Below are 12,814 nucleotides of genomic sequence, written 5' to 3'. Positions count from 1 at the left end.
GTGCTCCCCCGCGGCGGGGCCCGCGCGCTCGGGCTGCTGGTCCTGCTCCTGCTCGGCGCGGTCCTGGGCGCCCCGGCGGCGTCCGCGCACACCCGGGTGGTGGTCGCCGTGCCCGTCGAGGGCAGCGTGCTCAGCACCGCCCCGGGAACCGTCGAGCTGCGCTTCAGCGAGCCGGTCGCCCCCGTGGCGGAGGGCTTCGCCCTCTACGACAGCACCGGCCGGCACACGGTGGACGGCGAGCCCAGCACGGTCGACGTCACCAGTCGCGACCGGGTGGTCACCGCCGCGCTGCCGACCGGGCTCGCCCGGGGCAGCTACCTCCTCGGCTGGCGGGTCGTCTCCGCCGACGGCCACCCCGTCGGCGGCACGCTGGCCTTCGCGGTCGGCGCCCCGTCGGCGACGCCCCCCTCGGCGCCGGCCGTCGACGACGGCGGCGCGGTCGGCACCCTGCTGACCACCCTCCAGGTGCTCGGCTGGGTCGGGCTGCTCGGCGGCGTCGGGCTCTGGTCCTTCCGCCACCTGGTGCTCGGGCCCGACGGCCGTCGCGGCCCGGGCGGCCGCGTCGTCGCCGCGGCCCTGGGTCTGGCCGTCGCCGCCTCGGCGCTGCAGGCCGGCACGGCGGCCGTCCTCCGCGCCGGCGGCCGGCTGGTCGACCTCGCCGACGGCTGGGCCTGGCGCCAGGGCCTGGCCGAAGCACCCGGGACCGCCCTGCTCCTGGTCACCGCCGGGACCCTGCTGCTGCTGGTCGCGGGGCGGCTGCCCACCCGGGCTGCCCGCGTCCTCGGCGGCCTGGGGTCCCTCCTGGCCCTGGCCTCCGTGCTGGTCACGGGGCACAGCCGCACCGTCGGACCCACCGGGCTGATGGCCGTGCTCGACCTGGTCCACGTCAGCGCCGCCGCCGTCTGGTCCGGGGGGCTCCTCGGGCTCGGCCTCCACCTGGTGGCGGCCCGGCGCCGCCCCGAGGAGGCCGTGCGCACCGCGGCCGTGGTCGTCCGGTTCTCGGTCCTGGCCGGCGTCCTGGTCGGGCTGCTCGGCGCGAGCGGTGCGGCCATGGCGACCCTGGTGCTCGAACGGCCGGCCGACCTGACCGGCACCGGCTGGGGCCGCGCCCTGCTGGCCAAGCTGGCCCTGGTGGCCGTCGTCGGCGTGCTCGCGGCGTGGAACCGCTACGCCCTGGTCGCCGCCGTCCGTCGCCGCGGGGCCGCCGCCGCCCAGTGGCGCCGGCTCCGGTCAGCCGTGGTCGACGAGGCCCTCGTCGTCGTCGTGGCCCTCGCCCTCACCGGCGTGCTCGTGGGCCAGAGCCCCACCGCACCGGCCGGCGACGGCTCGCGCACGGCCCTCGCCGGCGCCACCACCCAGCGCGCCGAGCTGGGCGACGGCAGCGTGCAGCTGACCGTGACCCCGGGCGGGGTGGGCAGGCGCACGGCGGAGCTGACGCTGCGCCGGGGGGACGGCTCCCCGCTGGTCACCGACCAGCCGCCGCAGGTCACGCTGAGCCTGCCCGAGCAGGGCCTGGGCCCGGTGCCGGCGGCCGTGCAGGCCCTCGACGAACCGGGCCACCACAGCCTCGAGGCCGCGCTGCCGGTCGCCGGCCCCTGGCAGCTGGTGGTCACCGTGCGGACGAGCCGCTTCGACGAGCCGAGCGCCGTGCTCGTGCTGCCGGTCACCGGCTGACGCGGTGAGCGGGACCGGCGCGCGAACGGCTCAGCGCGCGCTGGCCGGCTCCGGTCAGGTGGTGAGCGGCAGCTCGACCTCGACAGAGGTCCCCCGCCCCGGCCCGGTGACGACGACCAGCCGGCCGCCGAGGTCCTCCACCCGGTCGGCCAGCAGCCGCAGGCCCAGGTGGCCCTCGGCGCGCCGGTCCAGCCGGGTCGGGTCCGCGCCCACCCCGTCGTCGGCGACGACGAGGCGGACCCGCCCACCCCGGGGGTCGGCGGCGCCCGGGGTGACGGGGGCGAGCGAGACCGTCACCGCGGTGGCGTGGGCGTGCTTCACCACGTTGGCGAGGCTCTCCCGCACCACCCGGTACAGCGCGGCTCCCTGGTCCTCGCCCAGACCCGGCAGGTCGGCCAGCTGCAGCTCGACCGCCAGACCTTCCGCGCGCACCTCCTCCGCGAGCACGCCCAGCGCCTGGACGAGGTTGCCGTCGCGCAGGTCCGGCGGGTAGAGGTCGGTCATCAGGGTGCGCAGGTCCTGCACCGAGCGCTGGACGGCCTCCTGCACCCGGGCCATCAGCGGCGCGTGCTTCGGGTCCACCGACGGCGCGACCGCCCCGAGGGCGTAGCCGATGCCCGCGAGGTCCTGGATGGGGCCGTCGTGCAGGTCGGCCGCGAAGCGGACCCGTTCGGCGTCGGAGCCGGACAGGGCGCGCTCGAGCAGCCGCGCACGCTCGTTCTCGTGCCGCCGCAGCCGCCGGGCCAGCGAGACGGCGACCGGGATCTGGATCGCCTGGAGCACCAGCAGCGGACCCAGCACCAGGGGGAGGGTCTGGCGCAGCAGGCGGTCGGCGACGTCCTCGACCCGCTGGTAGTCGTAGTAGGCCTCGAACGCCATCGGCGGGTGCCCCGCGACGCGCAGCGGGGCGTAGACCTCGACGTAACGGCTGGGACCGGTCCCGGCCTGCCCGGCGGGAGCCGCTCCAGCCGCGTCCGCCTCGGGAGGGTCGTCCTCGAAGGCGGAGGTGGTGCGGCCCGCCACCGCGTCGGCGACCTCGGGCGGCACCGGGTCCGCCACGTGGCCGACGTCCTCGGCCCGGTTGCTGAACAGCACCTCGCCCGCGGCGCTCCACACCGTGACCTCGGTCAGGTAGCCGTCGGACATCCGGTTGGCGATCGCGCGTCGCAGCTCGTCCACCTGGACGGGGTCGCCGTCGAGGTATCCCGGCAGCGCGGGCGTGATGACCAGCGTGGCCAGCCGGACCGTCATCCGCTCGGAGTCGTCCAGGGCCTGGCCCTGGGCCACGCGCCGGCTCGCGAAGGCGGCGCCGAGGCCGATGGCCAGCATCACGGCCAGCCCCAGCCCCACCAGCAGGGTGAGCTCCCGGCGGGCGCCGAGGCGGATCACCCGGACGCCCGCCGCCCGCCGGTTCATGAGTCGAGGAGCTGCAGCTGCCGGGCGCGGTTGACGGCCTCGATCCGGCTGCTCACGTGCAGCTTCGCGTAGACCGTCTTGATGTAGCCGCGGCAGGTGTGGACGCTGATGCCCATCACCTTGGCCACGCTCTTGGCCTGCAGCCCCTGGCCGATGTAGCCCAGCACCTCGAGCTCGCGCGCGGTGAGCGCGTCCGGTCCCGCGGCGCTCGTCGGGGCCGGGGCCGTCCGGCGCAGCGATGGCGCCACCTCCATCCGGCCCGGCCGCGCCCGTCGGAGCAGGTCGACCATCTCGGCCAGCGAACCGCCCTTGGGGATGAACGCCGACGCGCCCGCCTGCGCCGCCCGCGCCACCCACTCGCCGTCGGTGTGCGCGGTGACCACCGCGACCGCCGTGCCGGGGCTCGCCTGGCGGAGCCGCCGGGTCGCGGCCAGCCCGTCGGTGCCCGGCATCTGGATGTCCATGACGACGACGTCAGGTCTCAGCCGTGCCGCGGTCGCCACCCCCTCGGCCGCCGACGCCGCCGTGCCCAGGCAGCGGAACCCCGCCACCGCGGACAGCGCGGCCGTCAGCAGGTCGCTGAAGCACTGGTGGTCGTCGACCACCAGCACGGTCGTCTCGTCCCGGACCTCGTCCAGCCCGGGCGCTGCCAGCGCCCGCGCGTCCCTCGTGCCACCGTCCGACATCAGTCCCCCCGGAGAACGTCGTGGTAGCGCTCAGGATAGGACCGGGCGGCGGCCCGTGGGGGGCGTCGGAGCCGATTCAGCCGTCGGCCACCACACTTTTCTGCGACCAGCCCGCTGCGCGCAGCACCGCGTCGGCGACCTCGGCACGGTCCAGCCCGGCCACCGCCACCGCCGTGTCGGCGACGTCGGCCGCGTCCAGGACGGCGTCCAGCTCACCGCGCCGGTGCAGGTGCCAGGCCAGGCCGTCGGGGTCGCCGGCGTGCCGGGCGCGCAGCCGCGGGGCGACGACGTCGGCGGGGGCCAGCAGCCGGACCACCTGCAGCGGCACCCCGAGGGCGTCCTCGTGCCGCTGCCGGTCCGCGCGGGTCTCGACGACCCCGGCCAGCACCAGCCGCTCGGCGCCGGCGTCGCGGTAGCCGCCCGCCAGCGCGGCGAGGTTCCGCAGCGAGAGCGCGGTGTGGAACGGGTCGTCGGCCGGGGCCGGCCAGCAGCGCCGCAGCTCGTCGAGGTCGACGACGGCGTGCGGCACCCCCGCCGACCGCAGCCGGTCGGCCACGGCGTCGGCCGTCGTGGTCTTGCCGACGCCGACGGTGCCGGTCAGGAGCAGGGCGCGGCAGGTCATGGCCGCGAGCGTAGGGCGGCCGTGTGACCGAGCGCACGCCGAGCGGGCGGAATCGGGCCCCGCCCCGCCCGGTTGCGCTGGACATGGCCGAGCTCTTCACCCCCCTGACCCTGCGTGACCTCACGATCCCCAACCGCGTCTGGCTGGCGCCGATGTGCCAGTACTCCGTGCTGGCCGAGGACGGCGTGCCGACCGACTGGCACCTCGTGCACCTCGGCTCCCGGGCCCAGGGCGGCTTCGGGCTGATCCTCACCGAGGCCACCGCCGTCGTGCCCGAGGGCCGGATCAGCCCGCAGGACACCGGCCTGTGGGACGACGTCCAGCGCGACGCCTGGAAGCCCGTCGTCGACTTCGTCCACGGGCAGGGCTCCGCCATCGGCGTGCAGCTGGCCCACGCCGGCCGCAAGGCCTCCACCTACCGCGGCTTCCCGGGCGAGCCGACGGGCAGCGTCGCCGAGGACGAGGGCGGCTGGACCAGCGTCGGCCCGACGGCCGACGCCTTCCCCGGCTACACCGCCCCGCGCGCCCTCGCGACCGAGGAGCTGGCCGGCGTCGTCCGCGCCTTCGCCGAGTCCGCCCGCCGCGCCGACGAGGCCGGCTTCGACGTCGTCGAGGTGCACGCCGCGCACGGCTACCTGCTGCACCAGTTCCTCTCCCCGCTCTCCAACACCCGCACCGACGGCTACGGCGGCAGCTTCGCCGGCCGCACCCGCCTGCTGCTCGAGGTCGTCGACGCCGTCCGCGACGTGTGGCCGGCCGGCAAGCCGGTCTTCGTGCGCATCTCGGCCACCGACTGGACCGAGGGCGGCTGGAGCGGGGACGACTCGGTCCGGCTCTCGGCGGTCCTCAAGGACCGCGGCGTCGACCTCGTCGACGTCTCGACCGGCGGCAACGTGATGGCCGACATCCCCGTCGGCCCCGGCTACCAGCTGCCGTTCTCCGAGGCCGTCCGGCACCAGGCGGGCATCCCCACCGGCGCCGTCGGCCTCATCACCAGCCCGCAGCAGGCCGAGGAGGTGCTGGCCTCGGGCCAGGCCGACGCCGTCCTGCTGGCCCGCGCCGCGCTCCGCGAGCCGTCCTGGCCGCTCCGCGCCGCCGCCGAGCTGGGCCTCACCTGGCGCGACGCCCCCTACCCGCCCGCCTACAGCCGCGGCAAGTGGGACGACGTGCTGGCTCCCGTCTGAGCCAGGAGGTCAGCTCGGACGGCCGCACGGCACAGCGCCCCCGACCGACGCCGGAGGGGGCGCCGCGGTCTGGACGACCGAGGGAGCAGACACGTTCGTCGTCTGCGAGCGAGGGAAGAAGACCGTGGGCTGGAGCCCCCTTCGCGAGCGAGCGGAGCGAGCTCCGAGGACACGCCGTGCTCTTCCCTACGAGCTCTCCCTCACAAGCTGACGTCCGCCCGCTGCCGGCCCCGGCCGTCGCAGACGGTGCGGCCGTCGCTGAACAGCACGCCGTCGGCGAAGCGGGCCTCGACCGCCCCGCCGCTGAACTGCTCGGTGTAGAGCCGGGAGTACAGCCCGCCCTGCTCCAACAGCTCGGCGTGGGTGCCCTGCTCGACCAGCACGCCGTCCTCGAGGCCGAAGATCACGTCGGCGTTCTGGATGGTCGAGAGCCGGTGGGCGATGGCGATCGTCGTCCGGCCGCGGGTGGCCCGCTCGAGGGCGTCCTGCACCAGCCGCTCGGTCTCGGTGTCCAGCGCCGAGGTGGCCTCGTCGAGGATGAGGACGCGGGGGTTCATCAGGAACACGCGGGCGATGGCGAGCCGCTGCTTCTCCCCGCCCGAGAGCCGGTAGCCGCGCTCGCCGGTGACGGTCTCGTAGCCGTCGTCGAAGCTCATGATCCGCTCGTGGATGTTGGCGTCGCGGGCCGCCCGGTGGATGTCGGCCTCGGTCGCGTCCGGCCGGGCGTAGGCGATGTTGTCGTAGATGGTGCCGTGGAAGAGGTACGGCTCCTGGGTGACCATGCCGACCGCCTCGGCGAGGGAGTTCATCGTCGCGTCGCGGACGTCGACGCCGTCCACCAGGACCGCGCCCTCGGTGACGTCGTAGAAGCGCGGCACCAGGTAGGTCATCGTCGTCTTGCCCGAGCCGGACGGGCCGACGATCGCGGCGAGCTGCCCCGGCCGGACCGTCAGGCTGAGGTCGCGCAGCGTCCAGCCGTCGCCCACCGGCCGCTCGGCCTCGGGCTCGACGGCGGGATCGGAGGGGGCGGCGACGGCGTCGGGCCGGGCGAACCGCGGGGCTCCGGAGCGTCCGCCGGTCAGCTCGCGCGGCTCCGGGTAGCGGAACCAGACGTCGCGGAACTCGACGGAGCCGCCCTCCTCGCTGGCCGGCAGGTCCTGCGCGCCCGGCCGCTCCTGGACGGCCGGCACGAGGTCGAGGTACTCGAAGATGCGGCGGAACAGGGCCAGCGAGGTCTGCACGTCGAGGGTGACCCGCATCAGCTGGATGAGGGGCATCTGGAGCCGCGCCTGCAGCGTGGTGAAGGCCACCAGGGTGCCGGCGGTGAGCCCGGCGCCCCCGCCCAGCCGGCCGCTGATCATGAACCCGGCGACGAGGTAGATCAGCGCCGGGGTGATGGCGAAGAAGGTCTGCACCAGGGCGAAGAACGCCCGGCCGGTCATCGCCTGCTCGACCTGCAGCCGCGTCTGGCGCTGGTTCTCCTCGCGGTAGCGCGCGACCTCGGAGTCGGCCCGGTTGAAGACCTTGGCCAGCAGGATGCCGGACACCGAGAGCGACTCCTCGGTGATCGCCGTCATCTCCGAGAGCGACTCCTGGGTGCGCCGGGCCAGCCGCTGGCGGCGCCGGCCCACCCGGACCTGCAGCACGACGAACAGCGGCATCAGCACGAGGGTGAGCACCGTCAGCTTCCACGACAGCAGCACCATGGCGATGAACGCGGAGATGACGGTCACCGAGTTCTGCAGGATCGTCGTCGCCGTGTCGGTGAGCACCGTGCGCACGCCGCTGACGTCGTTGGCCAGCCGCGACTGGATGGCCCCGGTCTTGGTGGCGGTGAAGAACGCCAGCTCCATCTTCTGCAGGTGCGCGAACAGCGTGCTGCGCAGGTCGGCCATCGCCGAGTTGCCGATGGTGGCGGTCAGCAGGTTCTGCCCGATGCCGATCAGCGCGCTCAGCACCGGGATGACGCAGAGACCGGCCACCAGCCAGCCGAGCAGCCGGAGGTCGGCCGGACCGCCGTCGACGGGGAACAGCGCGTCGTCGAACACGGCCCGGGTGAGGAAGGGTGCCACCGAGGTGAGCACCGCGGCGCTGACCACGGCCACGGCGACCAGCGCCATCTTGGCCTTGTAGGGGGCGAGCAGGCCGGCGATCCGGGCCAGCACCCGGTCGCCGGGGTCCGGGTCGGTCGTCGTGGGGGGTGCGGTGGGTGCCGGCGCCGCGGTCACGGGCAGCGCGCCGGGGCGGTCGGGCGTCGAGCCGGGTGCCTCATGCGGCGAGCCTAGGCTTCTCCGGCACGCGCTGCGCCCGAGGGTCGGACCCGAGCGGTCCGGGCAAGCAGCAACGGCGGGCCGTGTGGCCCGCCGTTGCTGCTCCTGTCCAGCGGTCTCCCCCATCCCCCGATCGGAAGGGACTGCGGTGCTGCGACCGCCGGTCCGAGGAGCTGGGGATCAGACGAAGTCGACCGAGATCGTCTCGTCGTAGGCGTGCCAGGTCTTCTTGTCGAAGGGGGCGTAGATCGTGCTGGAGATGGTCCCCTTCTTGGTGTCGACCGAGAGCATCCGGACCGGGTTCGTGGTGCCCTCGTGGAAGGTCGTGAGGAAGGAGTAGACCTTGTTGCCGGCCTTGCCCGTGTCGACGCGGGCCTTGGCGGCGTACCCGACGTGGCCGGAGAACACCATCTTGATGTTCGGGTACTGGCTGACGAGGTTGTCGAAGACGTACTTGCCGGACGCGTCGCCGTAGCCGCCGTTGCTGGTGGAGATCGTGCTGTTGCCGTTCAGGTAGAAGTGCGTCGAGATGATGACGTTGTGGTCGGGGTGGGCCGCGACGACCGACTTGGCCCAGGCGACGGCCGCCTTGCGGGGCGCGAACTCCAGCGTGATGACCATGAACTTCTTGCCCCCGGCCTGGTAGGTCGCGTAGACGTTGTCGATCTTGCCGGGCTCGAAGGCGCCGCGGACGTTGCCGAAGTCGCTGGCCGAGAAGTAGTCGTTCAGGGTCTTGGTGTCGCGGACCAGCTCCCAGGTCTTGCCGGGGCGGGCGCTGCCGCCGACGCCCGTGGCGTGGGTGTCGTGGTTGCCGACGGCGACGGTGTAGGGGGTCTTGTTCTGGGTGAGGACGCCCATGCCGACCTTGGCCCGCTCGTACTGCTCGTGCTGGTCGGTGTCCCAGTTGACGAGGTCACCGGTCTGCGCGACGAAGGCGACCTTCTGGTTGACCAGCCACTGGTTGCGCGCCTTCATCCGCTGGTCGTCGGCCTTGAGGACCTCGAGCTGGGTGTCGGGGATCACCGCGAACTGGAAGGGACCGGCGTCCGCGGCGGGGCTGGAGGGGAGGGTCGGCGTCGTGGGGACCTCGGTGGGCGCCGGCGGCAGGGGGGTCGGGGTCGACGGGCTGGTGGGCGGGTTCGTCGGCGTGGTCGGCGTGCCGGCCTTCGTGCCGACGAAGAACTTGACGCCCTCGAGCGTCCAGCCGGCCTTGGTCATGGCCTCGGTCTCGCCGTTCTGGGTCGCGACGCGGTGCTGGCTGCCCTTGACCAGCCGCGGCATGCTCACCGTGCAGCCGGTGCCGCCGGTGGCGGAGACGTAGAAGCTGATGCCCTGGTCGACGTAGCCCTTGCTCTTGACGGCGTTGCTGACCTCGCCGGAGCTGATGGAGAAGAGGAAGTCCTGGGTCTTGGCGTTGTAGAGGCGGTGCACCCCGACCAGGCCGGCGGCCTGGGTGGTGGAGCCGTAGAAGACGACGCCGCGGTCGGTGGTGAAGCCGTGCTTGGCCGCCTTGGTGGCCTCGCCCTCCCACGGGGTCAGCAGGCTCGAGCCGACCTTGGGGTTCACGACCTGGTGGATGGGGTCGTCCAGCACCGCGCAGGAGGGCGAGGCGGCCGACGCCATCTGGACGCCCGCGCCGACGAGGAGGGCTGCGCTGACGCCGATCGCTCCGATGATCTTGGTCGACTTCATGGTGCACCTCGGGATTCTGAGAAATGGTGGATTGTGCTGGTCTGACCCCGAGTGATCAAAACCCTAGGAAATCCTGAGCATTCGCCGCAATGCGCGGGAAAGGAGTCGGGACCTTCGCCCGGGAAATACCGCCGGGTGTGCCCGAAGGCCCTTCCACCGAGGTGACGAACGCCGTCGCGGAGCGGGACTTCGGTCCCGGCACAGGGCCCGGGTCCCCCGCCCGGGGGCGTCCGCGGCGCCCGGGACGGCCTGCGCCGCTCCCGCAACGCGGCTGCCACGTCGGGGCGGTCCGGTCGTGGCAGACTGTCCACCCAGATCGGGCACCCGGACGCCGGGCCCGGACGCCACACGGACCCGGACCGACGGTCGTGACCACGGACGAGCAGGAGTCGGAATGGAGGCGGTGCTGCCATGACGGCGCCCACCCGGGACACCGAGACCGAGTTCGAGCCGGTCTACCACCGCTACGGCCCGCACCGCGCCGGCCTGCCCCCGCTGGTCCCGTACTTCCGCGAGCTCTGGCACCGGCGCGGCTTCGCCGCCGAGATGAGCCGCGCCACGATGCGCAGCGCCAACGTCTCGACCTTCTTCGGCCAGGCGTGGCTGGTGCTCAACCCGCTGCTGCTCGCGGGCGTCTACTACCTGCTGGTGACGATCATCCGCGGCCAGCACGACCCGTCGTTCTTCACCCACCTGACGCTCGGCCTGTTCGCGTTCAACCTGGTCTCGACGTCGATCACCTCCGGCGCCACCTCGGTCACCACGTCGGGCAAGCTGCTCATCAACACCGCGTTCCCCCGGCTGCTGATCCCGCTGTCCGCGGTGCGCACGGCGTTCTTCCGGTTCCTGCCCACCATCCCGGTGTACCTGGTGTTCCACGTCATTTTCCTGCGCGACCAGTGGAGCTGGCACATGCTGCTGGGGATCTACTTCCTGGCGATGATGATCCTGTTCGGGATGGGGCTGGCGGCGTTCTTCTCCACCCTGCAGATCTACTTCCGCGACACCTCCAGCTTCCTGCCGTTCTTCGTCCGGCTCTGGATGTACCTGTCGCCGGTGCTCTGGCTGCCCGAGGCGATCTTCGCCCGCGACTTCCCGCGCTGGATGCTGACGCTGATCCAGGTCAACCCCCTGTACTCGATGCTCGGCGGGTACGCCGACGCGATCCAGGAGGGCCTGGTGCCCGACCTGTCGACGTGGGTCACCTCCGCCGCCTGGGCGGTCGGCGTGGCCGCGCTGGGGTTCCTGTTCTTCATCTCGAGGGAGCGTGAGTTCGCTGTCCGCCTCACCTGAGTCACCCGCCGCGGCCGCCGCCACCGACCCGCCCTACGCCGTCCGGGTGGAGAACCTCTCCATCACCTACCGGACGACGTTCGAGCGCAAGCCCACCCTCAAGCAGGCGCTGGTCCGGTTCGGCCGCGGCCAGCGGGCCGTCCGCGAGGTGCAGGCCATCAAGGACGTCAGCTTCGACGTCCGGACCGGCACCGCGATGGGCATCATCGGGTCCAACGGCGCGGGCAAGTCCACGCTGATGCGCGCGATGGCCGGGATCCTGCCGCCCACCAGCGGGTCCATCGAGGTCTGGGGCAAGGCCAGCACCCTGCTCGCCCTCGGCGTCGGCTTCAACAAGGACCTCTCCGGCCGGGAGAACATCATCCTCGGCGGGCTGGCCTCCGGGCTCTCCCGCAAGGACGTCGAGGAGCGCGCCGACGACGTCGCCGAGTGGACCGAGCTCGGCGAGTTCATCGACATGCCGATGCGCACCTACTCCTCCGGCATGTCGGCCCGGGTCGGGTTCTCCGTCGCCGTGCACATGAAGCCCGACATCCTGATGATCGACGAGGCGCTCTCCACCGGCGACGCGAAGTTCCGCGAGAAGGCCAACGCCAAGATGGCCGAGCTGCGGCAGAGCGCCCGGGCGATGTTCCTGGTCAGCCACGGCCTCGGCTCCATCAAGGAGATGTGCAACGAGGCCATCTGGCTGAACAAGGGCGAGCTGATGATGCGCGGCGAGCCCGACGAGGTCGTCAACGCCTACATGCGCTTCGTCAAGGTCAAGCGCACGGCCGTCACGGACGAGGACATCTGAGGCTGAGTCGTCTGAGCTCGCTCCGCTCGCTCGCGGAGGGGGCTCCGGCCCGCAGTCTTCCTCCCTCGGTCGCAGACGAAAAGCGTGTCTGCTCCCTCGGTCGTCCAGACCGCGGCGCCCCCTCCGGCGCGGGTCCCGACTCCGCTCCCTGAGCCTGTTGAAGGGCCCGTCCCCCCTCCGGCGTCGCCCGGCCCCCGCGCCCTGAGCCCGTCGAAGGGCCCGTCCACCTCCCGGCGTCGCCCGGCCCCACCCTGAGCCCGTCGAAGGGCCCGTCTCCCTCCCGGCGTCGCCCGGCCCCCGCGCCCTGAGCCTGTCGAAGGGCCCGTCACCCTCCCGGCGGCGCTCGGCCTTCGCTCCCTGAGCCCGTCGAAGGGCCAGTCACCCTCCCGGCGCTGGTCCCGCCCCGGCTCCCTGAGCCTGTCGAAGGGCCGCCCAGCCCCTCAGGCAGGCGAGGTGAGCTGCACCAGGTTCCCGCAGGTGTCGTCGACGACGGCGGTGACGACGGGGCCCATCGCGAGCGGCTGCTGCACCACGCGGACGCCGCGCGCCTCCAGCGCGGTGACGGCCGCGGCCACGTCGTCGACGGCGAAGGAGGCGGCCGGGATGCCGTCGGCGGCCAGGGCCTGCTGGTAGGCGCGGGCGGCCGGGTGGTCGTCGGGTTCCAGCACCAGCTCGACGCCGTCGGGGTCGTCCGCGCTGACGACGGTGAGCCAGCGGTGCTCCCCGAGGGGCACGTCGTGCTTGAGCCGGAAGCCGAGGACGTCGGTGTAGAAGGCGAGCGCCCTCGCCTGGTCGTCGACGTGGACGCTGGTGAGCACGATCCGCGGGGCGGGGGTGGTGGTCATGGGGACTCCTCGGTGGGCAGCGGCCAGCGCTCCAGGACGGCGCGCAGCGGGGCGGTGGAGAGCGTGTGCAGCTTGGTCCGCCCGCTCCGCCGCGTCCGCACCAGCCCCGCGGCCTCCAGCACCGCGAGGTGCTGGGACACCGCCTGCCGCGACGAGGTCACCTGGTGCACCACCGCCAGCCGGGTGCACAGCTCGAACAGCGACTGGTCGTCGCGCTCGCGCAGCTCGTCGAGCAGGAGCCGTCGGGTCGGGTCGGCCAGCGCCCGGTACAGGTCGGCCTCCGCCTCGTCCTCCATCACCGGTCACTATAGGCAAGTCCACGCTTGCCCATCAAGG

The 12,814-nt window shown here is 73.6% G+C and carries 11 protein-coding genes; 4 read left to right on the top strand and 7 right to left on the bottom strand.

All coding sequences use genetic code 11. The features are described 5' to 3' along the window. Positions 1-1,674 (top strand): copper resistance CopC/CopD family protein, encoded by a 1,674-nt coding sequence (locus JOF54_RS11380; RefSeq protein ID WP_210055750.1) that lies wholly within the window; start codon positions 1-3, stop codon positions 1,672-1,674. 54 nt (positions 1,675-1,728) lie between these two features. On the opposite strand, the gene JOF54_RS11375 is transcribed toward JOF54_RS11380, so the two are convergent. The 3 genes from JOF54_RS11375 to JOF54_RS11365 form a co-directional block, all read right to left on the bottom strand. Further along, complete coding sequence (locus JOF54_RS11375; protein WP_210055747.1) at positions 1,729-3,090, bottom strand: sensor histidine kinase; 1,362 nt, start codon at positions 3,088-3,090, stop codon at positions 1,729-1,731. After that, the gene (locus JOF54_RS11370; RefSeq protein ID WP_210055745.1) at positions 3,087-3,776 is read right to left on the bottom strand and encodes a response regulator transcription factor; all 690 of its coding nucleotides are present in this window, start codon (positions 3,774-3,776) and stop codon (positions 3,087-3,089) included. Before JOF54_RS11370 ends, JOF54_RS11375 begins: the two co-directional genes overlap by 4 nt. A gap of 76 nt (positions 3,777-3,852) precedes the next feature. Continuing rightward, positions 3,853-4,398: an ATP-binding protein gene (locus JOF54_RS11365; protein ID WP_210055743.1), complete on the bottom strand. Its 546-nt coding sequence runs from the start codon at positions 4,396-4,398 to the stop codon at positions 3,853-3,855. 83 nt (positions 4,399-4,481) lie between these two features. Between JOF54_RS11365 and JOF54_RS11360 the strand changes: the two genes are divergently transcribed. Further along, positions 4,482-5,582, top strand: coding sequence for an NADH:flavin oxidoreductase/NADH oxidase (locus JOF54_RS11360; protein ID WP_210055741.1), 1,101 nt, complete (start codon positions 4,482-4,484; stop codon positions 5,580-5,582). Between the two features lie 200 nt (positions 5,583-5,782). Here the strand turns inward: JOF54_RS11360 and JOF54_RS21510 are convergent, their stop codons facing one another. Further along, positions 5,783-7,810: an ABC transporter ATP-binding protein gene (locus tag JOF54_RS21510; protein WP_307804069.1), complete on the bottom strand. Its 2,028-nt coding sequence runs from the start codon at positions 7,808-7,810 to the stop codon at positions 5,783-5,785. A gap of 222 nt (positions 7,811-8,032) precedes the next feature. Then, positions 8,033-9,544, bottom strand: a complete 1,512-nt coding sequence (locus tag JOF54_RS11350; protein ID WP_210055738.1) for a metallophosphoesterase — start codon at positions 9,542-9,544, stop codon at positions 8,033-8,035. Positions 9,545-9,955: 411 nt separating this feature from the next. Here JOF54_RS11350 and JOF54_RS11345 point away from each other — a divergent pair, with 411 nt between their 5' ends. Next, a complete protein-coding gene (locus tag JOF54_RS11345; protein ID WP_210055736.1) occupies positions 9,956-10,837 on the top strand; it encodes an ABC transporter permease in 882 nt (293 codons plus the stop codon). Continuing rightward, entirely contained in the window at positions 10,812-11,633 is an 822-nt protein-coding gene (locus tag JOF54_RS11340; RefSeq protein ID WP_307804067.1) for an ABC transporter ATP-binding protein, read from the top strand. Before JOF54_RS11345 ends, JOF54_RS11340 begins: the two co-directional genes overlap by 26 nt. Positions 11,634-12,073: 440 nt before the next feature. Here the strand turns inward: JOF54_RS11340 and JOF54_RS11335 are convergent, their stop codons facing one another. Next, entirely contained in the window at positions 12,074-12,478 is a 405-nt protein-coding gene (locus JOF54_RS11335) for a VOC family protein (RefSeq protein WP_210055734.1), read from the bottom strand. Then, a complete protein-coding gene (locus tag JOF54_RS11330; RefSeq protein ID WP_210055732.1) occupies positions 12,475-12,774 on the bottom strand; it encodes an ArsR/SmtB family transcription factor in 300 nt (99 codons plus the stop codon). Before JOF54_RS11330 ends, JOF54_RS11335 begins: the two co-directional genes overlap by 4 nt. Positions 12,775-12,814: the final 40 nt, after the last annotated feature.

The organism is Microlunatus capsulatus (genome assembly GCF_017876495.1).
Classification (GTDB): Bacteria; Actinomycetota; Actinomycetes; order Propionibacteriales; family Propionibacteriaceae; genus Microlunatus; species Microlunatus capsulatus.
Note: the sequence above shows the minus strand (reverse complement) of the source record. Positions and strands in the feature narration are given on the sequence as shown.